Below are 21455 nucleotides of genomic sequence, written 5' to 3' on the forward strand. Positions count from 1 at the left end.
AGAGGGTGGGGGCTTCTTCACGTTCGCGCCGAGTCGAGGTGACGATCATTCCGCTGATCCGGGTTTTTTGCGCTGGTTGGCATTGAAGCGCGCCTTCTTCTGACGATTCCCGCACGTGTTCATGTCGCACCACCTGCGGGTGCGACTTTGGCTGGTGTCGAAGAAGGCGGCTCGGCAGGTCGGTGATGCGCACAAGGCCAATTTTCCGTCTCGCTCGCCTGCGATGATGCTGATCGCGTCGGCGGCGATCACGCCGAGGGCATCCTCCACGCAGGAAGCCGAGCCGAGCCGCCATCGCCGCTTGCCCTCGGGCGTCAGGATCGCCGCGGCCCGACCCTGAGCGCTGCAGTCATTGATGACCTGGACGGCAGAGGCGGGGAGAGCCTCTTGGATCGCGGCCGCTGTCGCGGCGGCGTGGATCGACTCCCTCAGTTCCCGTGCGAGGTCGAGCTGGGCGGTGGTGCAGGAGTCCACGGCGAGGCCGTTCACTGCCAGCCAGTCGACGAGCCGGTGCGGTGTGGGAATGCGCTCCACGGCGTTGCCATGACGCTCCGACAGGGTCCCCGTGAAGCTGGTCGCCAGCACGTTACCGAGGCGGAAGTCAGGGAAGCCGGCACGCATGGAACCACCTTAGCCGGTTGCAGTGCGGCCCGGAGAACTGTTAGAACCGTCTTAGATGGTTCTCGTCAGACCGTAGCCGGTTCCGCGATGGCCAGGAGGTCTCATGCCCCGTCCGACCAGCGACGTGCAAGCACTTGAAACCCACGCGACTGACTCCGACCTCGACGATCTGCGCGCGCGACTGGCCGCGGCGCGACTACCGGAGGCCGAGACGGTCCGTCCCGCCGCGCCCGGCCCTCGCCGATGGGAACAGGGCGTTCCGCTCGCCGACCTCGTCGATGTCGTGAACTACTGGCGCACCGGATACGACTGGCGGTCGTTCGAAGAGCGCCTCAACCGGATCGGCCAGTTCCGCACGACCATTGATGATCTGGGAATCCACTTCCTGCACCGCCGATCCACGCGCGCAGATGCCACTCCTCTGATCTTGACGCACGGCTGGCCGGGCAGCATTGCCGAGTTCATCGATGTAGTGGACGAGCTGGCGGATCCGGCAGACGCAGACGCGCCGGCGTTCCACGTCGTGGTCCCGTCGCTGCCAGGCTTCGGTTACAGCGACAAACCGGCCACCACCGGGTGGGGAACCGAAAAGATCGCGGCCGCATGGGTGGAACTGATGGGAAGGCTCGGCTACAGCGAGTTCGCAGCCCACGGCGGCGACTGGGGAGGCAATATCACCACAGTTCTCGGCGGCAGGTTCCCGGCGCACGTTCTCGGCATCCACACGACGTTCGCGGAGGGGCCGCCCGGTCTGACGACGGACGGGTTGACGGCGGTCGAGCGCAAGTGGACCGAGGAAACCCGCGATTTCTGGCACCACCGTGCGGCGTACGCGAAGCAGCAGGCGACTCGGCCGCAGACCATCGGCTACTCGCTCGTCGACTCACCGGTCGGGCTTCTCGCCTGGATCCTCGACAAGTTCGCCGAGTGGACGGATACCGAGGACAGCCCGTTCGAGACGATTTCCAGAGACAGCATCCTTGACAACATCACCCTGTATTGGCTGACGCGTACCGGCGCGTCGGCGGCCCGCATCTACTACGAAAGCCACAACTCGCTGGACCCCGAACTCCGGGTCGACGTCCCGTCGGCGATCAGTATCTATCCCCGCGACATCGAGAAGTGTCCGCGCCCCTGGGCACAGGAGCGGTACCGGCGGATCGTCCGATGGAGGTCGCCCGAAAACGGGGGACATTTCCCGTCGCTGGAGGTTCCCGGGTATTTCGTCAAAGACCTGCAAGAGGGCCTCGCGGCAGTGCTGGCCGCCAATCGGTGAACGCGGCTCGGCGGCTCGGCACTCGATCATAGCCTGATCCGGCTCAAGGCGTTGCCCGGCGCCCGGCACGACAAAGGCCCCCGGCGTCCCGTGGACGCCGGGGGCAGGTGTCTGCGCGGGTCAGCCCGAGTAGGGCTCGGCCTTGAGGATCTTCACCGAGGCCTTCTTGCCGTTCGGCAGCTCGTACTCCGCGTCCTCGCCCACCTTGTGGCCGATCACACCGGTGCCCAGGGGTGACTGCGGGGAGTAGGTCTCCACGTCGGCGCTCGCGTACTCGCGCGAGGCCAGGAGGAAGGTCATGGTGTCGTCCTCGTCGCCGTCGAAGGCGATGGTCACCACCATGCCGGGCGCGACGGCGCCGTCCGTCGACGTCGGGGTCTCGCCGACCTTGGCGTTCTCCAGGAGCTGGGTCAGCTGGCGCACACGGAGCTCCTGCTTGCCCTGCTCCTCCTTGGCCGCGTGGTACCCGCCGTTCTCGCGCAGGTCGCCCTCCTCGCGCGCGGCCGCGATCTTGGCGGCGATCTCCGTGCGCGCAGGACCAGACAGGTACTCCAGCTCGGCCCTGAGCTGGTTGTACGCCTCCTGGGTCAGCCAGGTGACGTTCTCGCTGGTCTGGGTCACAGGTGCTCCTCGTCGGTACTGGGAATACAAAGCATCGCCCTACCCAGAAGCATGTTCCTTCACGGAAGGGCGAAACCACGAGCCTAACAATTCAACGGCGTAAGGGGGAGGACATAAGCCATCAGAATCACGTCAACGCAGGTCAGCGCCTACGTATTCGGGCTTATGTCAGTCGGCGTGGCAGCCGAGCAGCTCCGCCGTGGTGCCCCGGGCCATCGTACGGAGCGTGACCACCCGGTCGATCTCGGTCGCGGACCCGGTGAAGTGGAAGTCCGCCCGGCCCACCTCGGAGCCGTCCGCGGCCTGGGAGCGCAGCGTGCAGTAGCCGGAGGCGCCGGAGTCCTTGTGGACCTCCAGATGTACCTTGACCGCGTTGTCCGAGGCGTCGAAGGTGATGACCTGGGCGCTGATCTTGTTCTGCACGACATAGTGGTAGGCCCAGTAGCCGACCAGGACCAGCAGCAGTGCGCCCAGCAACGCACCGGCGATCTTGAGCTTGCGGTCGGCGCGCTCGTCCGAGGCGGTGCCGTAGCGGCCCTCGGGCAGCCGCGTGCTCGCGGTACTCATGATCGTCCTCCGGACGCCGGAATTATTCGCCCCTCGATTCGGTCACTATAGAAGCCGCCGATTGCCCCCGAGCTACCGGGGCGCCGACTTACCAAGGATTGAGTCTTGACTGACCAGCTGCGACTGATGGCCGTCCACGCCCACCCCGACGACGAGTCGAGCAAGGGCGCGGCCACCATGGCGAAGTACGTGTCCGAGGGGGTGGACGTGCTGGTCGTGACCTGCACGGGCGGAGAGCGCGGCTCCATCCTCAATCCCAAGCTCCAGGGCGACAAGTACATCGAGGAGCACATCCACGAGGTACGCAAGAAGGAGATGGACGAGGCCCGCGAGATCCTCGGCGTCAAGCAGGAGTGGCTCGGCTTCGTCGACTCCGGCCTGCCCGAGGGCGACCCGCTGCCGCCGCTGCCCGAGGGCTGCTTCGCCCTGGAGGACGTCGACAAGGCGGCCGGTGAGCTGGTGCGCAAGATCCGTGCGTTCCGCCCGCAGGTGATCACCACCTACGACGAGAACGGCGGCTACCCGCACCCCGACCACATCATGACCCACAAGATCTCGATGGTGGCCTTCGAGGGCGCGGCGGACGCCGAGAAGTACCCCGAGGCCGAGTTCGGGCCGGTCTTCCAGCCGCAGAAGCTGTACTACAACCAGGGCTTCAACCGCCCGCGCACCGAGGCGCTGCACAACGCGATGCTGGCGCGCGGCCTGGAGTCCCCGTACGGCGACTGGCTGAAGCGGTGGAACGAGTTCGAGCGCACCGAGCGGACCCTGACCACGCACATCCCGTGCGCGGACTACTTCGAGATCCGTGACAAGGCGCTGATCGCGCACGCCACGCAGATCGACCCGGACGGCGGCTGGTTCAAGGTGCCGCTCGACCTCCAGAAGGAGGTCTGGCCGACCGAGGAGTACGAGCTCGCGAAGTCGTTCGTCGATACCTCCCTCCCCGAGGACGACCTCTTTGCGGGCATCCGCGACAATGCCTGACATGAGCGCAAGCCTGGCACTGACGCAGCACCTCGTCCCCCTCGCCAAGGAGGTCGACGAGAACAAGGTCACCCCCGGCGTCCTCGGCTTCATCGTCTTCGCGGTGATGGCCCTGGCGGTCTGGGGTCTGATGAAGTCCATGAACAAGCACATGCAGAAGGTCGACTTCAAGGAGTCCGCCCGGAGCGGGGCGGACTCCAAGGCCCCGGCCGACCGCAAGGGCTGACCGCCGGGGCCGACCTGCGTCACGCCCCGGCCGGTACCGGCACGCCCATCACCTCGCGGGCGTGCCGGCTGGGCACCATGCCCAGACGCCAGGCCTGCCAGCCCGACTCCAGGTGCACCCCGCGCTCCAGGAGCACGCCGTACGCGCCGACGTACTCGGTCAGCTTCTCGTCGCGCTGCGGGTGCGCGGAGCGGGCCAGCTGGGCCAGGTCCTCCTGGGCGACGGCGGTGCCCACCTCCACGCCGCCGGGCGCGGCGTAGGGAAGCAGGGTGCAGCGCAGGAAGCGGGCCCAGTCCTCGCCGCGCCGGTCGCCGTACGACGTGAACAGGGTGACCGCCTCGTCGCACAGGGCGAGAGCCTGCTGGGTGCGGGTGTTGCCGGCGTCGACGACGGCCAGCTCCAGGCAGGTCCAGGCCTCGCCGTGGACCACGCCGATGCGCTGGAAGTCGGCACGGGCGTCGACGAGGAGCTGGCGGGCGAAGCCCGAGTTGCGCAGCGAGCCGGTCTGGGCCGCCCGCTGGTCTCGGGTGACCCGGGCCGAGTGGTGGCGGGCGCAGGCCAGGCCGTAGACGTCCCGCATCCGGGCGAACATCGTGCGCGAGCGCTCCAGCTCGCGGACCGCCTGGTCGAGGTTGCCGGTCTCCTCCAGGGCCTGGCCCAGGTAGTACACCGTCCAGGCCTCACCGCGCGCATCCTCGTTCTCACGGTGCCGGGCCGCCGCCCGGCCGAGGCCGTCGACCGCGGGCGACGCGTCGCCGTCCACCAGCCGGGCCCGGGCCAGCTGGGTCAGCGCCCAGGCCTCGCCACGGGCGTCGCGGGTACGGCCGTAACGGTCCAGCGCGGCCCGCAGCTCCCGCTCCGCCCGGGGTACGTCGCCCATGCGCAGCGCCAGCTGGCCGAGCTGGAAGTGCGCCCAGGCCTCGCCGTGCACCGAACCGCCCTCCCGGTGCAGCACCAGCGAGCGGGTGAGCAGGTCGAGAGCCTCGGGCAGCCGGGCCCGGTCGCGCTGCACCGCCGCCAGGGCGTGCATCGTCCACGCCCGGTCGGTGGCCAGTTCGGGGGCCGCCTGGAGGTCCAGGGCCTCCTGGAGCTTGGCCGCCGCCTCGGTGAGGTGCCCCTGGTGGTGCAGGGTGATCCCGAGCGAGCACAGCGCACGGGCCGCACCGGCGTCGTGATGCGCCTCCAGGTAGAGGTCGACGACGGAGGTGAGGGTGGTGCGGGCCTTGTCCAGTTCGCCCAGCTGACGGGCGGCGATACCGGTACGCCACTGCACCGAGCGGACAAGGAGACCCTGGTCGACAGCTTGGGCCAGCTCGCTGATCTCACCGAGCCGGTAGAGGTCGCCGCGCAGCAGGCAGTAGTCGCACAGCGCGCCCAGCAGGTTCTGCACGGCGGCCTGGTCGACGCCCTCCGCGTGCCGCAACGCGGCCGTGATGAAGCTCGATTCGTCGTCCAGCCAGCGCAGCGCCTCGTCGAGGGAGGTGAAGCCGTGCGGGCTGAACCGGTCCGAGCGGGTCGACATGTTGCCGTCGACCAGGCGCAGCACGGAGTCGGCGAGCTCCGCGTAGTTCACGATCAGCCGCTCCTGCGCGGCCGCGCGGTCGGCCGGGGTCTCCTCGTCCAGGAGACGGGCCTGGGCGAAGGAGCGGACCAGGTCGTGCAGGCGGTAGCGGCTGCCGCGGACGTGGTCGATCAGGCCGGCCCGGGCCAGCGCGACCAGGTGACGGGTCGCCTCGGCCTCGTCGGCGCCGAGCAGGGCGGCCGCGGCCGCCGCGCCCATCGAGGCCCGGCCCGCCAGCGCCAGCCTTCTCAGCAGCCGTCGCCCGGGCTCCGGTTGGTCGGTGTACCGCAGCCACAGCACCCGCTCCACCGGCCCGACCGGACCGTACGCGCCGAGATCCGTGGCGAGCTGGAGCGGGGAACGCGAGCCCAGCGACGACCCCGCCACCCGCAGCGCCAGCGGCAGCCCGCCGCACAGCTCCCGGATCCGGTCCGCCGACTGCGCGTCGTAGGGCCCCGACGTGTCCTCGGCCGCCGCGTCCAGCAGCTCCTCCGCGCCGGCCGCGTCCAGCGCCGTGACCGGCAGCTGGTGCACCCAGGCCGGCAGGTCGGCGGGCAGGTCGAGCTGGTCCCGGGCGGTGACCAGGACCAGGCTGTCGGAACGCTCCGGCACCAGGGTGCGCACCTGCTCGGGGTCCGAGGCGTCGTCCAGCACGATCGTCACCGCAAGGCCCGTGAGGTGCTGGTGGTACAGCTCGCTCAGCCGCTTGACCTGCTGGTCGGCGGAGGAACGCTCACGGAACAGCAGCTGCTCGCGCGGCGCGCCCAGCCGGTTGAGCAGATGCAGCAGGGCGTCCCGGGTGGGCAGCGGCGGCTCGTCCTGGCTGTCGCCGCGCAGATCGACGACGACCGCGCCCCGGAAGAGGTCCTTCAGCTCGTGGGTGGCCCGGACCGCGAGGGCCGTGCGGCCGGAGCCGGGCTCCCCGTGCAGCACCACCACCGTCGGACGGGTCTCGGTGGCCGCCCGGGCCGCCTGCGCCCACTGCCGGATCCGCGCCAGCTCCTGCTGCCGGCCGGCGAACGGGCTGTCCGCGTCGGGGAGCTGGCCGAAGGACTGCTGCAGCACCGTACGCCTGCGGGCCGCCGCGCTCTTGTCGGCGCCGCGCAGCCCCGGGGCCTGCTTCTTCGGTCCCGTGGAGGCGCTGAGCACCCGCTGCTGATCGAGGAACGGCCGGATGCCCCGCACCTCCAGCGCGGTCAGCCACTGCAACCGCAGCTGCTCGGGACCGCCCGGCTGACCGGCCGCGCCGGCGTGGTGATGAGCGGCGGGCAGATGGGACCCGGCGACCTTGACGACCGTGGCGGCCGCGCCGATCACCCCCACGGCCACGCCCGCGCCGAGGGCCGTGGCCGCCCCGGTGCCCAGGGAGAGGTCGGCTACGGTGGCGGCGACCGCCGCGACGGCCGCGACCAGCAGAGGAGTTCCGGCGCCCTCCTTGGCGTAGCGGCGGCCGAAGCTCGGCCGGCCCGCCTCCGTCTCGTCGAGAGCCTGGGTGTACGCCGCGTACTCCTCGGCGGCCGTCCGCTCCATCTCCTCCAGCCCGCCGCGCGCCCGGGACAGCAGCACCTGCCCGTCGACCCGGCCGCCCGAACGGCGGACCTCCTCCTCCACGGCCCGCACCAGCAGCCGATCGGCTTCCGCCCGGTGGGCGTCCCGCATGTCCCGTCCCCCTCCAGCAGCAACTCCTTTGTGTACAAGTCTCCTTGCGAAGGGTCGCGATGGCGAGGGGGTGACGATCAGCCGATCGGTGAGGGTTCGGTGGTGGTCCCGGTCAACGGGCGTCCCGACTGCCGGACGTCCTGGCTACCGGGCATCCCGGCTACCGGGTGGCCCGGCCGGGCTGGGCGGCGATCCGGCCCCAGCCCTTGGACAGCGCCAGGTACACGCAGGCCGCCGCCAGCCCCGCCTCCGCCACGGCGCTCGCCAGTGCCTCCACCAACTCCGTGCCCACCGCCGACGTCGTTATGTCGAACCACGCGTCCAGGACCGCGACCGATGCCGTCGCCGACGCCGTGAGGCGGGCCCGGGCGTCACCCCGCAGGCCCAGCACGGCGGTTGCCGCGCATCCCAGCGCCATCAGGACGTCCAGCCCGATCCAGGCCACCGACCAGTTGTGCACCTCGGTCCTGGTGGGCAGCGTCAGCGCCAGCACCACCATCCACGGCACGAGCAGCACTGCGGACGATCCGAGAAGGATCAGCGCCCACCTCTTCAGCAGCCTCATCCGCTTCGTCCTTCGGTCTCGCATCGGCGTCAAGCGGTTGAACACCTGGTCCCCCTCGTCTTGTTCCGGTTCGGTGGCTGTGGAACCTGTGAATCGCACGGCTCCTCCGGCATGCCCTTCACGCTAGACCGCAGAGAAAATTCTGCAAAGAAAGTTCGGCGGATGTCAGGGGAGGCTCAGGGATGTCTCAGGGTTCTCAGGGTTACGGTGACCGCATGACCGACGGCACGCCCCCGACGGCCGGAGCGCCCGAGCCCGCCGCACACCCCGAGACACCCGCCGCAGACCCCGAGACACCCGCCGCCCCCGCCGCACCCGCCGAGCTGACCAGCCTGGAGCGCACCGCCCTCTACAAGTCCCTCGGCAACCCCCTGCGCCGCCGGATCCTCGACTACCTCGCCCGGCACGGCGAGGCGAACTCGACGGTGCTCGCCCGCGAACTGGGGGAGAGCTCCGGCACCACCAGCTACCACCTGCGCAAACTCGCCGAGCAGAAGCTCATCGAGGAGATCCCGGAGAAGTCCGGCGGCCGGGAGCGCTGGTGGCGGAGCCTGCCCTTCAGCCACACCACACCCGACCCGGCGACGATGACGACGGAGGAGTTCGAGGCCGCCAGGCACCTCGCCCTGCTGAAGATCGACATCGACACCCAGCTGTTCCGTCGCGCCCACGAGGAGTACCGCGGCCCGGACGGCTGGGCTCATGTCCAGCGCCACGGCACCTGGCTGACCAGGGACGAGCTCACCGCCTTCATGCGTGAGTACCGCGCCCTGCTCGACCACTACGGGCACTCGCGCGAGACCGCCCCCGAAGGGGCGCGCCCCGTCAACATGCGTTTCTACGCCGTGGCCGAGCCCGTGGGAGAGTGGAACGGTGAACCGACTGGCCCATGAGACGTCCCCGTACCTCCTCCAGCACGCCGACAACCCCGTCGACTGGTGGCCCTGGTCGGCCGAGGCCTTCGAGGCCGCGCGGGCCGCGAACAAACCCGTCCTGCTGAGCGTCGGGTACAGCTCATGCCACTGGTGCCACGTCATGGCCCACGAGTCCTTCGAGGACACGGCCACCGCCGACTACCTCAACGAGCACTTCGTCAGCGTCAAGGTCGACCGTGAGGAACGCCCGGACGTCGACGCCGTCTACATGGAGGCCGTGCAGGCCGCCACCGGGCAGGGCGGCTGGCCCATGACCGTCTTCCTCACCCCCGACGCCGAACCCTTCTACTTCGGCACGTACTTCCCGCCCGCCCCCCGCCACGGCATGCCCTCCTTCCGGCAGGTCCTGGAGGGTGTCCGGGCCGCCTGGACCGACCGGCGGGACGAGGTCGCCGAGGTCGCCGGGAAGATCGTCCGCGACCTGGCCCAGCGCGAACTCGGCCACCAGGCCGGCCGGCCGCCCGGCGAGCAGGAACTCTCCCAGGCGCTGCTCGGGCTCACCCGCGAGTACGACCCGCAGCGCGGCGGATTCGGCGGTGCCCCGAAGTTCCCGCCGTCCATGGTCGTCGAGTTCCTGCTCCGGCACCACGCCCGGACCGGTGCCGAGGGCGCGCTGCAGATGGCCGTGGACACCTGCGAGCGGATGGCCCGCGGCGGCCTCTACGACCAGCTCGGCGGCGGCTTCGCGCGTTACTCCGTGGACCGCGACTGGGTCGTGCCGCACTTCGAGAAGATGCTGTACGACAACGCCCTGCTGTGCCGGGCGTACGCCCACCTGTGGCGGGCCACCGGGTCGGAGCTGGCCCGCCGGGTCGCCCTGGAGACCGCCGACTTCATGGTCCGCGAACTGCGCACCGCTCAGGGCGGGTTCGCCTCCGCCCTGGACGCCGACAGCGACGACGGGAGCGGGCGGCACGTCGAGGGCGCGTACTACGTCTGGACGCCCGCCCAGCTCCGCGAGGTCCTGGGTGAGGACGACGCGGGCCTCGCCGCCCAGTACTTCGGCGTCACCGCGGAGGGCACCTTCGAGCACGGCCAGTCCGTGCTGCAACTCCCGCAGCAGGAGGGTGTTTTCGACGCCGAGCGCATCGAGTCCGTCAAGCGGCGGCTGCTGGCCGCACGGGCCGACCGCCCCGCCCCGGGCCGGGACGACAAGGTCGTCGCCGCCTGGAACGGCCTCGCCGTCGCCGCACTCGCCGAGACCGGCGCCTACTTCGACCGCCCCGACCTGGTCGAGGCCGCCGTCGGCGCCGCCGATCTCCTCGTACGGCTCCATCTCGACGACCACGCGCGGCTCGCCCGCACCAGCCGGGACGGCAGGGCCGGTGCCAACGCGGGCGTGCTGGAGGACTACGGCGACGTCGCCGAGGGCTTCCTCGCGCTCGCGTCCGTGACCGGCGAGGGCGTCTGGCTGGAGTTCGCCGGGCTGCTCCTCGACCATGTCCTGGCCCGCTTCACCGACCAGGAGAGCCCGGAGACCGGTGCCCTCTACGACACCGCCTCCGACGCCGAGCGGCTGATCCGCCGGCCGCAGGACCCGACCGACAACGCCACGCCCTCCGGCTGGACCGCCGCGGCCGGCGCGCTGCTCGGCTATGCGGCCCACACCGGCTCCGAACCTCATCGCATCGCCGCGGAAGGGGCGTTGGGGATCGTCGGGACGCTCGGACCGCGCGTGCCGCGCTTCATCGGATGGGGGCTCGCGGTCGCCGAGGCGCTGCTCGACGGTCCGCGCGAGGTCGCGATCGTCGGACCGGGCGACCGGGACGCCGGCGCAACCGCCCTGCACCGCACGGCACTTCTGGGCACCGCGCCCGGTGCCGTCGTGGCCGTGGGGACTCCCGAGAGCGACGAGTTCCCGTTGCTCGCGGGGCGGCCGCTGGTCGATGGGGAGGCGGCCGCGTACGTGTGCCGCCACTTCACCTGTGACGCGCCGACCACCGACCCGGAACGGCTGCGGGCGGCACTGCGGGGCTGAAGGCTGCCGAAGTCTGTGGGCGCGTTGTCGGCTGCCGGCGCGTGGGGGTTGCTCGCGCAGTTCCCCGCGCCCCTTACAGGGCGCTCCAGCGGGCCCCGGACCAAGTGCAGGAGCGCGCTTTCCGCGCGTTGCGTTGAAACATGTCCTTTATCGGAAGAGCTCAAGCTCTTCACATCATCCTCATAAGATTCACCCCGTGCCGTGACAGGTGTGACGCACCGTCACGGTCGGGGCGAGTGGGTGTGAAGACTCTGTAAGTGAAGTTTGAGTTTAGTGTGATCGCCGTTCACCCAAGGGCCCCTAGCATCGCTGGAGCAGTGCCCGGTTCTGTCTTGTTTCGGACCGTGGCAGTCGTGTCATGTGGGGGGAGAGCGCAACTTTGTCCGAGTTCTTCGACCAGGTCTGGTCGTGGATCGTCGAGGCTGTGGGGGAAACTTCGTGGCGAGAGCTGATGCCGCTGGGGCTTGCCGGACTGTTCGTCTGGGCCCTGTGGTTGTACCGAGCGGTGCTCTCCCGGTTCGCCAAGCCAGTCGTCAACAACTTCCGAACCAGCGTCTCCGTGGTGGTCCCGGCCTACCGGGAAGACCCGGAGATCCTGCTGGAGTGCCTGGAGACCTGGCTGGCCCAGGATCCCGCCGAGATCATCATCGTTCCTGACGTCGAGGACCACGAGGTACTGCACCGGCTGTCGCTGGTGGAGGACCCCCGGGTCCGGGTGCTCGCCTTCGAGCACAGGGGGAAACGTTCCGCCCTGGGGGTCGGCATACGGGCCGCCACGAGCGAGCTGCTCGTCCTGGTGGACTCCGACACCCGCTGGGAGCCGGGGCTCCTGGACGCCGTGCAGATGCCGTTCGAGGACCCGACGGTCGGCGGCGTGGGCACCCAGCAGAACGTCTACCAACGCACCACCAGCGTCTGGCGCCGTATCGCCGACTGGCTGGTCAACCTCCGCTACTACGACTACGTTCCGGCCATGGGCCGGGCCGGTGCCGTGGCCTGCCTGTCCGGCCGTACCGCCGCCTACCGCCGCGCGGCGGTGCTGCCCGTGCTGGAGAACCTGGAGAACGAGTTCTTCCTCGGCCGCCGCTGTGTGGCGGGCGACGACGGCAGGCTGACCTGGCTGGTGCTCGCCTCGGGGTACAAGACCGTGCACCAGTCCTCGGCGCGGGCGATCTCCATGTTCCCGTCGTCCTTCCGGGCCTTCGTGAAACAGCGCGTCCGGTGGAGCCGCAACTCCTACCGGTGCTACCTGACCGCCCTGTACAAGGGCTGGCTGTGGCGGGTCCCGCTGGTCACCAAGATCACGGTGCTGCAGATCCTGCTGACCCCGGTGACCATGGGCATGGCCCTCGGCTATCTGCTGCTGAGCAGGCTGGACTTCAGCCCGCGCGGTGTCGTCCTCACCCTGGTCTGGCTGCTGCTGGGCCGTGCCGTCCGCGGCTACTCGCACCTGCGCAGGCACCCGCAGGAGCTCTTCCTGCTGCCGCTGACGGCGCTCGTGGTCATCATGATCTCGCTGCCGATCAAGCTGTACGCCTTCGTCACCATGAACAAGCAGGGCTGGCTCACCCGCACCAGCACCAGCATCGGAGGCGAGGGCCAGAGCGCGGCCACGCTCTCCGGATCCGCCGGCGGCGGCCAGGGCCACTCCGCACTCCAGCCCGAGGTGATCTGACGCCATGGCCACCCCCCTCATGACGCATCCCATGACCAAGAGAAGACCGGTCTCCGGCACCCGGCTGCGCCGGGCCGGTGCCGGAGCGGTGGCCGTGCTGGGCGCCTTCGCGGTGGCGGCGACGCTGCTGCTGGGCGCCTCGGCCACGGCGCACGCCGACGGGGACGGCGACAAGAAGCAGAAACTGGCCGCCGAGGACGCCGAGACCCAGTCCGCGCTGGTCGCCGACGAGGACCACCGGCTCAACCAGGTACGGGCGTTCAGCTCGGTGGCGCCCCTGCAGAGCACCAAGTGGACCGTGCCGTACCGGCTGGACACCGACAACGGGTACACCCTGGTCCTCACCGAGCGCAGCAACGCCTACACCATCGCCGACCTGCTGAAACTCGCCCCGCAGACCTTCGTACGGCGCAAGGACGGCTCGTACGTACTGACCGAGAACATCTACCTGAACGTCGGCGCCAAGCTGAAGCTGTCCAACCCGGGCGGCCTCACCCTGCGGATGGCCAGCAACCGCAGCGGCTTCGTCTCCATCGTCTCCTTCGGCGGCGAACTGTCCCTCCAGGGCACCTCCCAGGCGCCGCTGACCATCACCAGCTGGGACCCGCAGGCCAACAAGGCCGACACCGACGTCCGGGACGGCCGCGCCTACATCCGCACCATCGGCGGCCAGTTCGAGATGACCCACACGAAACTCTCGAACCTGGGGTTCTGGAGCGGCCGTACCGGCGGGCTCAGCCTCACCGGCACCGACCGGCCGAACACCGGTTCGCTGGAGGACACCGGCCAGGTGCACGGCAAGACCGCGCGGGAGCGGGCCGACGCGCAGGGCGACCAGGACGACCAGAAAACCAGCAGCGGTGACGTCACGGCCATGCCCTCGGGCGCGCTGACCACCCCCGACGCCCGCTTCTCGACCGCGGGTCTCTCCTACGTCTCCGGGTCGATCACCCACTCGACCATCACCGGCAACGCCTTCGGGATCTTCATCTCCAGCGCGACGGGGATCGAGATCAGCGACACGACCGTGGCGGACAGCCTGGAGGACGGGGTGGTGCTGCACCGGTTCGTCTCCAGCTCGCTCGTGCAGCGCACGGTCGCGAAGGACAACGGCGGCGACGGGTTCATCCTCTCCCGGGCCACCCAGCAGGTCCGGATCAGCGGCTCCACCGCCGAGGGCAACGGCGGCAACGGCTACACGCTCAGCGGCAAGCCCCTTGCGGACGGCCCCTCCGCCTCCGGGCAGGCCGTAGACAGCTACGGCTCCAACTCGGTCGCCAACAGCGTGGCCAAGGACAACGGCCGGTACGGCGTCGAGGTGCTGGGCGGATTCGACGTCGGCGTGCAGAACAACCGCATCGAGGGCGGTGACATGGGGATCGTGGCCCGCCTGGCGGCGGACAAGGTCTCCATCACCGGCAACCGCCTCACCGGCCAGAACCGGCAGGGCATCTCGGTGCGCGACGGGGTCACCGGCGCCACGGTCACCGGCAACATCATCGACGGGCCCGAGACCGGGGTGTACGTCCGCGACTCGGCCGCCGAGATACGCGGCAACACCGTCCAGGACGCCACCAACCACGGCGTCAGCCTGGTCGGCGGCGTGGACGGCACCACGGTCTCGTACAACGTGATCGCCGGGGTCGGCCCCAGCGCGCTGGACTCCAGCCGCTCCCACGGCGGTGCCGACATCAAGGAGAACCAGACCTTCGCCTGGTACGACACCAGTTCCTTCTGGGTCAAGGTCAAGCACTACGCGAGCCCGATGACCCTGCTGTGGACGGGCATCCTGCTGCTCATCCTGTTCTCGGCCGCCATGGGCCGGCGCAGGCGACGGGCGGCCGGCCGGGGCGCCGACATCATCCACCCGTACTCCGACAAGGCCCCGCTGCCGGCCCCGCCGCCGGACGAGATCGCCGTGGCGGGCCGCCGGCGGGAGCCGGTGATGAGCGAATGAGCGACGACATCCCGGCGGCGCCCGGCGCCGACGGGGCGGGCGACGGCGGTGGCGGTCCGGGGGACGGCAGCGGTCCGGCGGGCGAGTCCGCCGCGGAACGGCTGCGCCGGATCTGGCTCTCCGGCGGGCTGCCGCTGTGGGTGGCCTCGGCCGCCCTGGTGGTCTCGGTGGTGGCGCTGATCGTGGCGGGCGTCTCCGCCGGCGACGACCGGCCCGTCGTGTACGGCGCCGGTCCCACCGCCGGCCCCACCATCCCGGTCGCCGAACCCACGGACGACGGGGACGACCCCGGGGACTCCGGCGCCACGGCCTCCGACCCGGCACCGAGTGACACGGCGGCCGGCGACGGGTCGGCCACGCCCACCGCGTCCGGTTCGGTCGCGGCCGCGGCCTCCGGACCGGTGAAGTGCCCGGCCGCCACCGTCACGGTCAGCGACGCCAAGTCCCTGAAGGACGCGCTGGAACAGGCTCGGCCCGGTGACGTCATCAAGATGGCGGACGGGGTCTACTCGGACCGCTTCACCGCCACCACCCCCGGTACGGCGGACCGTCCGATCTTCCTGTGCGGCGGCCCCGGCGCGGTGATCGACGCCGGGGACGTCGACGGCGGCTACGCCTTCCACCTCGACGGCGCCAGCCACTGGCGGCTGATCGGCTTCACCGTGCGCAACGGCCAGAAGGGGGTGATGGCCGACAAGGTCCAGGGCACCGTCATCCAGGGCCTGACCGTCGAGAACATCGGCGACGAGGGCATCCACCTGCGCGACTTCAGCTCCGGCAACGTGGTCGAGAACAACACCGTGCGCGCCACCGGCAAGCGCAAGGAGCAGTTCGGCGAGGGCATCTACGTCGGGTCCGCGGAGTCCAACTGGTGCACCGTCACCGACTGCAAGCCCGACAAGAGCGACGACAACGTCATCCGCGGCAACCACATCAGCGACACCACCGCCGAGTCCGTCGACATCAAGGAGGGCACCACCGGAGGCTCTCTGCTCGGCAACACCTTCGACGGCGCCGACCTCAGCGGAGGCCACAACGACTCCTGGGTCGACGTCAAGGGCAACGACTGGCTGATCAAGGGCAACGTCGGCCGCCACTCCCGCGCGGACGGCTTCCAGACCCACCAGATCCTCGACGGCTGGGGCACCGGAAACGTGTTCCAGGCCAACACCGCGCAGGTGGACGGCCCCGGCTACGGCTTCCACTTCGCGCCCGTCGAGAACAACAAGGTCACCTGCGACAACAAGGTCAGCGACGCGGCGAAGGGCCTCGCCAACGTCGACTGCTCCTCCTGACGGCGAGGGGCCCGGTCCGCACCCGGGCCCCACGCGGCCGCGGTTCCCTCTCCTTCACCCACTTCACCCACGCGCGTCCTCGGCATGCGCGCTTTCCGCCCGGAATCCCCCTCGGAGGCATCATGGACACTCTTCCCGCCGCCACCCACGGCACTGACGGCACCGTCGGCACCGACCTTCCCCGCCTGACCGTCATCGGCACCGGCTACCTGGGCGCCACGCACGCCGTGTGCATGGCGGCGCTCGGCTACGAAGTGCTCGGCGTCGACGTGGATCCCGGCAAGATCGAGCTGCTGAGAGCCGGGCGGGTGCCGTTCTTCGAGCCAGGGCTGCCCGAACTCCTGGTCAAGGCCCAGGAATCGGGCCGGCTGCACTTCACGACCAGCCTCGCTCAGGCCGCGGAGTTCGGCGACATCCACTTCGTCTGCGTGGGCACCCCGCAGCAGCCCGGCTCCTACGCCGCGGACCTGAGCTACGTGGAGGGCGCGGTGACCGAGCTGGCCCGGCACCTGCGCCGCCGGGCCCTGGTGGTCGGGAAGTCGACGGTACCGGTGGGCACCGCGGCCCGCCTCGCGGAGCTGGTCCGCAGCACCGCCCCGGCCGGGGACGCCGTGGAGCTGGCCTGGAACCCGGAGTTCCTGCGCGAGGGCTTCGCGGTGGACGACACGCTGCACCCCGACCGGCTGGTGTTCGGCACCGAGTCCGCGTGGGCGGAACAGCAGCTGCGCGCCGCGTTCGCGCCCGTCATCGCCCAGGGCACCCCGGTGGTGGTCGCCGACCTGCCGACCGCCGAACTGGTCAAGGTCGCCGCCAACTCCTTCCTGGCCACGAAGATCTCGTACATCAACGCCATGGCGGAGGTCTGCGAGGCCACCGGCGCCGACGTGCACCGGCTTGCGGAGGCGCTGGCCTACGACGACCGGATCGGGGGCCGTTTCCTGCGGCCGGGGCTGGGCTTCGGCGGCGGCTGCCTGCCCAAGGACATCAGGGCGTTCATCCACCGTGCCGAGGAACTGGACGTCGCCCAGGCGGTCGCCTTCCTGCGCGAGGTGGACGCGATCAACCAGCGCCGCCGGGCCCGCACCGTGGACCTGGTCCGCGAGCTGGTCGGCGGCGATCTCGCCGGGACGAGGGTGGCCGCGCTCGGGGCGGCCTTCAAGCCCGACTCCGACGACATCCGGGACGCCCCGGCGCTGGACGTCGCCGCCGCCCTGCACCGGGCCGGCGCCCGGGTGACGGTCTACGACCCGGTGGCGATGGACAACGCTCGCCGCGTCCACCCCGAACTGGACTACGGGACCGACGCGTTGCAGGCCGCCACGGACGCCGACGTCGTGGTCCTGCTCACCGAGTGGACGCAGTTCCGGGAGATCGACCCGGAGGTCATGGGCGCCGTGGTGAACCGGCGCCGGGTCGTGGACGGCCGGCACGCCCTCGACCCCGCCCAGTGGCGCGCGGCCGGCTGGGAGTACCGGGCGCTCGGCCGCAACTGACCGCCGACCGGCGCCGGTTCAGGCGAACTCGGCGAGGGCGCGCGCCACGATGGCCTCCAACTGCTGGTGGTGCGCGCCCTTCCAGTAGGCGCGGCCGCACTCCGCGCACCGCGCGAAGACGTCGTACGACTTCTGCGTCCCGCCCTTCAGCTGGTCCGCCACCTCCTCCTTCGTGGCCTCCTCCAGCAGGCCGTTGCAGGCCGTGCAGCGGGTCCAGGGGCGCGGGTCGGGGGCGAACCGGTCGAGGATGTCCCGGAGTTGGTCCTCGGGGCCGGTGCTGTACACGTAGGCGCCGGCCCAGAGTTCGCGGCGGCGCAGCAGGCCCCGGTCGCGGCTCAGCAGTACGCGCCGCTCGGCCGCCGAGCGGGCCGCGAGGGCCGGGTCGCCGATGTCCGTCGACTCGTACGCCGCGTCCACGCCGAGCAGCCGGAGTCGGCGGGCGAGGGTGCCGAGGTGGACGTCGAGGAGGAAGCGGAGCGGAGCGCCGGGGACGCGCTGGGGGCGCTGTACGGGGCGTACGGTCACCCGCTCGCCGTGCGCCGGGATGTGGGCCACGGGGACCTCCCGGCCGTCCACCACCAGGGCGCCGACCTCGGTCAGGGGGACGCCCAGGGACTCGATGACGTGGCCGAGGGTCGAGACGCCGTCGACGGTGAGGGGGTGGACGCCGACGCGGCGGGCGTGCGGGACGAACAGGGCCAGCCCGGGAGCGACTTCGACCTGGATCTCGGAAGCGTTCACCTGCTCAGGATGGCACGGGAGACGGCCGTGACCTCAGTGGTTTTCCGGGGGCAGGCCGTGCTCGATGACGTTCAGGGCGCGGTCGACGAGGGCGTCGTAGTCGGGCTCGTGGTCCTGCTCCGCCCAGTACATCGAGGTCTCCATCAGTCCGCCGACGATGGACATCGCGTAGACCCGTACCTCCAGGCTGTCCGGGTCGCGGCCGGTGCGCTCGCTGATGGCCTGCCGGAGCATGCGGCCGGTGCTCGACATGCTCTCCATCATCCGCGAGCGCACCGCCGGTACCTCGACCATCAGCCGGGTGCGCAGCCGGGAGACCACGGGGTCGTCCTTTATGCCCATCCTGATCGCCCGGTGCATCACATGGCGGAGGGAGACCGGCCACGGCTCGTCGGCGGGCCGCGCCCGGAGCTCCGCCATGATGAGCGGGTCGTACTCGTCCGTGAGGACGATGTCCTCCTTGGTCGGGAAGTACCGGTAGACCGTCGACGGCGACACCTCGGCCCGCTCGGCGATCTGCTCGATCGTCGTCGCGTCGTACCCCTGCTCCGTGACCAGCGCGTACATCGCGGTGCGGATCGCCTCGCGGGTCTTGATCTTCTTGCGTTCGCGCAGGCCGAGCCGGGGGTTGTCGGCGGGGGAGAAGGAGGTGTGCGGTGCCGTCATGCCGGTCATTGTCCGGCATCGGCGGTGGCGGGGGCCACGGCCGGGGACTCGTTCCCTTCGGTACGGCGCGCGGTGGGCGTGTTGGGCAGGAGCGCGGCGGCCAGCAGCGCGGTGGCGAGCGCGGCGATGCCGCAGACCATCAGGACCAGGCCCATGCCGTGGACGTACGAGGCGTTCGCGGAGGCGACGAGGTGGGCGGAGCCGGTCTTCCCGGCGACCAGGTGGGCGGCGACGACCGATTCACCGGCGGTGTGGCCGAGCGGGGCGGGCAGGCCGGTCACGTCCAGGCGGTCGCGGAAGGCACCCGCCAGCAGGCTGCCGAGCAGGGCGATGCCGATGGCGCCGCCGACCTGGCGCGTGGTCATCAGCAGCCCGGAGCCGCTGCCGGCCCGGTCCGCGGGCAGGGCGCCGAGCGCGCCGTCCATCGAGGGGACCACCGAGAAGCCGAAGCCGAGCCCGGCGATGGACAGCCACAGCGCGGTGAAGCCGTAGCCGTCGCTCACCGAGGTGCGGCTGCCGAGCAGGGCGGCGAAGGCGAGGACGACCAGGCCGGCGGCGACCACGGCGCGGGCGCCGAAGCGGGCGACGACCGGCTGGGCGGCCCGTGCGGCGATGATCAGGCCGCCCATCATGGGCAGCAGGCGCAGGCCGGTGCCGAAGGCGTCGTTGCCGAGGACCGCCTGGAGGTACTGCGGCAGCACGAACAGCAGGCCGGACAGCACGAACATCACGAGCGTCGCCGCGAGGGTGTTGAGCAGGAAGCCGCGGTGGGTGAGGAGCTCCATGTCGAGCATCGGGCGGTGGGCCCGGCGTTCGCGCAGCACCAGGGCGGTGACCAGGACGACGGCGATCGTGAACAGGGCCAGCACCAGCGGGTCGCCCCAGCCGCGGCCGGGGGCCTCGATGATCGCGTAGACCAGGGCGCCGAGGCCGATCGCGGTGAGCGCGGTGGAGAGGACGTCGACCTTGGGGGAGGCGGGGTCGCTGGTCTCGGGGAGCAGGAAGACGCAGGCGGCGATGCCGATGGCGGCCATCGGCACGTTGATCAGGAAGACCGAGCCCCACCAGAAGTGGTTGAGCAGGAAGCCGCCGATGATCGGGCCGAGCGGCAGGCCGAGCGCCGAGGCGGCCGAGACGATGCCGACGGCCCGGGTGCGCTCGCCCGGTCCGAACAGCGAGGGCAGCACGGACATCGCGAGCGGCATCACCAGCGCGGCGCCGACGCCCATGGCCGCGCGGGCGGCGATCACCCAGTTCACGTCGCCGGCCAGTGAACCCAGCACCGACCCGGCCAGGAAGACCAGCAGGCCGACGACGAGCATCCGGCGGCGCCCGAAGCGGTCGCCGAGGAGTCCGGCGGGGAGCATCAGCGACGCGAAGACGATGACGTACGCGTCCGCCATCCACTGCTGCTGACTGGTGGTGGCGCCGAGTTCCCCGGCCATCGTCGGGAGCGCCACATTGAGGATCGTCGTGTCGAAGCCGAGCACCAGCATGCTCGCGACCAGGGCACCGAGGGCCCACCAGCGGCGGGGGTTCTGGTGCGTCTCTTCAGGATGAGTGACAGTAGCCATGAAATGATAGTAGCTATCAAAATCCAGTTGCTGTCAATGAGGAGTTGATGTCGTAACATGGAGGAGGGCATGAAAAAAGTGGCCACGGCTCGGAAGCCGTGGCCACTCGAAGGAGCGGTGCGGGGTCTATGCGTGCTGGTAGGCCACCAGGGAGATGCCGACGTAGTGCACCACGAACGCGGCCAGCGTGAGGGAGTGGAACACCTCGTGGAACCCGAAGTAGCGCGGTGACGGGTTCGGGCGCTTGATGCCGTAGATCACGCCGCCCGCGCTGTAGAGGAGGCCGCCGACGACCACCAGGACCAGGACCGCGATACCGCCGGTGCGCATGAAGTCGGGCAGGTAGAAGACCGCCGCCCAGCCCATCGCTATGTAGCAGGGCGTGTACAGCCAGCGCGGCGCGCCGACCCAGAAGACCCGGAAGGCGATGCCCGCGGCGGCCGCGGCCCAGATGCCCCACAGCAGCCACTGGCCCTTGGTGCCCGGCAGGAGCAGCAGGGTCAGCGGGGTGTAGGTGCCCGCGATGATCAGGAAGATGTTGGCGTGGTCGAGTCTGCGCAGGATGCCGTCCATGCGCGGGCTCCAGTTGCCCCGGTGGTAGAGCGCGCTGACGCCGAAGAGCAGGCAGGCCGTCAGGGCGAAGATCCCGCAGGCGATGCGGCCGCGCGGTGAGTCCGCGAGGGCGGTGAGGACCAGACCCGCCACGAGTACGGCCGGGAACATGCCCAGGTGCAGCCAGCCGCGCAGCTTGGGTTTGACCTGTTGCGACAGGGAGGAGAGCGCAGCGGGAGCGCGGCCGGCGGCCGGCGGGTCCGTGGGCGCGTCGGGGGCGGACGCAGTCATGAAGGGCATCGTACCTACGGAACCGTAAGTAACAGGTCAGTCTCGCCGGATGACCGTCGCGGAGTGGCCATCATCTCACGGAGCCCCGGTCGCGCTCACAGATGTGTGCAAAAAGACCTTGAGGCGAACTCAATGTGGACGCAAAGAAACGCAGGTGGACGCAGAAACCGTGGTCTTCCTCACGTCGCTCATCTGTGACTCCCTCTGGACAGATG

General features: G+C 70.7%; 18 protein-coding genes. 9 read left to right on the forward strand and 9 right to left on the reverse strand.

Annotation, left to right across the window (positions count from 1 at the left end):
• Window positions 1–45: 45 nt before the first annotated feature.
• Window positions 46–621, reverse strand: coding sequence for a CGNR zinc finger domain-containing protein (locus ACWGKQ_RS35160; protein WP_453296078.1), 576 nt, complete (start codon window positions 619–621; stop codon window positions 46–48).
• A gap of 103 nt (window positions 622–724) precedes the next feature.
• Between ACWGKQ_RS35160 and ACWGKQ_RS35165 the strand changes: the two genes are divergently transcribed.
• Entirely contained in the window at window positions 725–1897 is a 1173-nt protein-coding gene (locus ACWGKQ_RS35165; RefSeq protein ID WP_453296079.1) for an epoxide hydrolase family protein, read from the forward strand.
• Window positions 1898–2017: 120 nt separating this feature from the next.
• Here ACWGKQ_RS35165 and greA read toward each other — a convergent pair whose 3' ends face one another.
• Both greA and ACWGKQ_RS35175 read right to left on the reverse strand, forming a co-directional pair.
• The gene (greA, locus tag ACWGKQ_RS35170) at window positions 2018–2518 is read right to left on the reverse strand and encodes a transcription elongation factor GreA (protein ID WP_453296080.1); all 501 of its coding nucleotides are present in this window, start codon (window positions 2516–2518) and stop codon (window positions 2018–2020) included.
• Between the two features lie 168 nt (window positions 2519–2686).
• Window positions 2687–3085 carry a DUF4307 domain-containing protein gene (locus ACWGKQ_RS35175; RefSeq protein ID WP_453296081.1) on the reverse strand — a complete coding sequence of 133 codons (399 nt, stop codon included), beginning with the start codon at window positions 3083–3085 and terminating at the stop codon, window positions 2687–2689.
• A 105-nt stretch (window positions 3086–3190) separates the two neighbouring features.
• Here ACWGKQ_RS35175 and mca point away from each other — a divergent pair, with 105 nt between their 5' ends.
• A complete protein-coding gene (gene mca, locus ACWGKQ_RS35180; RefSeq protein ID WP_453296082.1) occupies window positions 3191–4072 on the forward strand; it encodes a mycothiol conjugate amidase Mca in 882 nt (293 codons plus the stop codon).
• Entirely contained in the window at window positions 4065–4298 is a 234-nt protein-coding gene (locus tag ACWGKQ_RS35185) for a hypothetical protein (RefSeq protein ID WP_453296083.1), read from the forward strand. The genes mca and ACWGKQ_RS35185 overlap by 8 nt, the downstream gene beginning before the upstream one ends.
• A 19-nt stretch (window positions 4299–4317) precedes the next feature.
• Here the strand turns inward: ACWGKQ_RS35185 and ACWGKQ_RS35190 are convergent, their stop codons facing one another.
• Together ACWGKQ_RS35190 and ACWGKQ_RS35195 are read right to left on the reverse strand one after the other, a co-directional pair.
• Window positions 4318–7518 carry a tetratricopeptide repeat protein gene (locus ACWGKQ_RS35190; RefSeq protein WP_453296084.1) on the reverse strand — a complete coding sequence of 1067 codons (3201 nt, stop codon included), beginning with the start codon at window positions 7516–7518 and terminating at the stop codon, window positions 4318–4320.
• Window positions 7519–7678: 160 nt separating this feature from the next.
• Window positions 7679–8083 carry a hypothetical protein gene (locus ACWGKQ_RS35195; RefSeq protein ID WP_453296085.1) on the reverse strand — a complete coding sequence of 135 codons (405 nt, stop codon included), beginning with the start codon at window positions 8081–8083 and terminating at the stop codon, window positions 7679–7681.
• Between the two features lie 215 nt (window positions 8084–8298).
• On the opposite strand from ACWGKQ_RS35195, the gene ACWGKQ_RS35200 reads away from it, so the two are divergent.
• The 6 genes from ACWGKQ_RS35200 to ACWGKQ_RS35225 all read left to right on the forward strand — a co-directional run bounded on the left by ACWGKQ_RS35200 (window position 8299) and on the right by ACWGKQ_RS35225 (window position 17416).
• A complete protein-coding gene (locus ACWGKQ_RS35200) occupies window positions 8299–8976 on the forward strand; it encodes an ArsR/SmtB family transcription factor (RefSeq protein ID WP_453296086.1) in 678 nt (225 codons plus the stop codon).
• Window positions 8957–10996 carry a thioredoxin domain-containing protein gene (locus tag ACWGKQ_RS35205; protein ID WP_453296087.1) on the forward strand — a complete coding sequence of 680 codons (2040 nt, stop codon included), beginning with the start codon at window positions 8957–8959 and terminating at the stop codon, window positions 10994–10996. The genes ACWGKQ_RS35200 and ACWGKQ_RS35205 overlap by 20 nt, the downstream gene beginning before the upstream one ends.
• 379 nt (window positions 10997–11375) lie before the next feature.
• On the forward strand, window positions 11376–12671 hold the full coding sequence (locus tag ACWGKQ_RS35210; protein ID WP_453296088.1) for a glycosyltransferase family 2 protein: 1296 nt from the start codon (window positions 11376–11378) through the stop codon (window positions 12669–12671).
• Between the two features lie 31 nt (window positions 12672–12702).
• Complete coding sequence (locus tag ACWGKQ_RS35215) at window positions 12703–14628, forward strand: right-handed parallel beta-helix repeat-containing protein (RefSeq protein WP_453296089.1); 1926 nt, start codon at window positions 12703–12705, stop codon at window positions 14626–14628.
• Window positions 14625–15923 carry a right-handed parallel beta-helix repeat-containing protein gene (locus ACWGKQ_RS35220; RefSeq protein ID WP_453296090.1) on the forward strand — a complete coding sequence of 433 codons (1299 nt, stop codon included), beginning with the start codon at window positions 14625–14627 and terminating at the stop codon, window positions 15921–15923. The genes ACWGKQ_RS35215 and ACWGKQ_RS35220 overlap by 4 nt, the downstream gene beginning before the upstream one ends.
• 122 nt (window positions 15924–16045) lie before the next feature.
• Window positions 16046–17416, forward strand: a complete 1371-nt coding sequence (locus ACWGKQ_RS35225; RefSeq protein ID WP_453296091.1) for a UDP-glucose dehydrogenase family protein — start codon at window positions 16046–16048, stop codon at window positions 17414–17416.
• A gap of 18 nt (window positions 17417–17434) precedes the next feature.
• Here the strand turns inward: ACWGKQ_RS35225 and ACWGKQ_RS35230 are convergent, their stop codons facing one another.
• The 4 genes from ACWGKQ_RS35230 to trhA all read right to left on the reverse strand — a co-directional run bounded on the left by ACWGKQ_RS35230 (window position 17435) and on the right by trhA (window position 21240).
• On the reverse strand, window positions 17435–18157 hold the full coding sequence (locus ACWGKQ_RS35230; RefSeq protein WP_453296092.1) for a Mut7-C RNAse domain-containing protein: 723 nt from the start codon (window positions 18155–18157) through the stop codon (window positions 17435–17437).
• Between the two features lie 33 nt (window positions 18158–18190).
• Window positions 18191–18832, reverse strand: a complete 642-nt coding sequence (locus ACWGKQ_RS35235; protein ID WP_453296093.1) for a TetR/AcrR family transcriptional regulator — start codon at window positions 18830–18832, stop codon at window positions 18191–18193.
• On the reverse strand, window positions 18829–20397 hold the full coding sequence (locus ACWGKQ_RS35240; RefSeq protein WP_453296094.1) for an MFS transporter: 1569 nt from the start codon (window positions 20395–20397) through the stop codon (window positions 18829–18831). Before ACWGKQ_RS35240 ends, ACWGKQ_RS35235 begins: the two co-directional genes overlap by 4 nt.
• A 126-nt stretch (window positions 20398–20523) precedes the next feature.
• Window positions 20524–21240, reverse strand: coding sequence for a PAQR family membrane homeostasis protein TrhA (gene trhA, locus ACWGKQ_RS35245; RefSeq protein ID WP_453296095.1), 717 nt, complete (start codon window positions 21238–21240; stop codon window positions 20524–20526).
• Window positions 21241–21455 lie beyond the last annotated feature (215 nt).

The organism is Streptomyces sp. NPDC054770 (assembly GCF_053611985.1).

Excerpts from the sequence above, each read along its gene's own strand:
- ACWGKQ_RS35160 (WP_453296078.1), bottom strand. The coding sequence starts at position 621 with ATGCGTGCCGGCTTCCCTGACTTCCGCCTCGGTAACGTGCTGGCGACC.
- ACWGKQ_RS35165 (WP_453296079.1), top strand. The coding sequence starts at position 725 with ATGCCCCGTCCGACCAGCGACGTGCAAGCACTTGAAACCCACGCGACT.
- ACWGKQ_RS35175 (WP_453296081.1), bottom strand. The coding sequence starts at position 3,085 with ATGAGTACCGCGAGCACGCGGCTGCCCGAGGGCCGCTACGGCACCGCC.
- ACWGKQ_RS35185 (WP_453296083.1), top strand. The coding sequence starts at position 4,065 with ATGCCTGACATGAGCGCAAGCCTGGCACTGACGCAGCACCTCGTCCCC.
- ACWGKQ_RS35190 (WP_453296084.1), bottom strand. The coding sequence starts at position 7,518 with ATGCGGGACGCCCACCGGGCGGAAGCCGATCGGCTGCTGGTGCGGGCC.
- ACWGKQ_RS35195 (WP_453296085.1), bottom strand. The coding sequence starts at position 8,083 with ATGAGGCTGCTGAAGAGGTGGGCGCTGATCCTTCTCGGATCGTCCGCA.
- ACWGKQ_RS35200 (WP_453296086.1), top strand. The coding sequence starts at position 8,299 with ATGACCGACGGCACGCCCCCGACGGCCGGAGCGCCCGAGCCCGCCGCA.
- ACWGKQ_RS35215 (WP_453296089.1), top strand. The coding sequence starts at position 12,703 with ATGACCAAGAGAAGACCGGTCTCCGGCACCCGGCTGCGCCGGGCCGGT.
- ACWGKQ_RS35220 (WP_453296090.1), top strand. The coding sequence starts at position 14,625 with ATGAGCGACGACATCCCGGCGGCGCCCGGCGCCGACGGGGCGGGCGAC.
- ACWGKQ_RS35225 (WP_453296091.1), top strand. The coding sequence starts at position 16,046 with ATGGACACTCTTCCCGCCGCCACCCACGGCACTGACGGCACCGTCGGC.
- ACWGKQ_RS35235 (WP_453296093.1), bottom strand. The coding sequence starts at position 18,832 with ATGACCGGCATGACGGCACCGCACACCTCCTTCTCCCCCGCCGACAAC.
- ACWGKQ_RS35240 (WP_453296094.1), bottom strand. The coding sequence starts at position 20,397 with ATGGCTACTGTCACTCATCCTGAAGAGACGCACCAGAACCCCCGCCGC.
- trhA (WP_453296095.1), bottom strand. The coding sequence starts at position 21,240 with ATGACTGCGTCCGCCCCCGACGCGCCCACGGACCCGCCGGCCGCCGGC.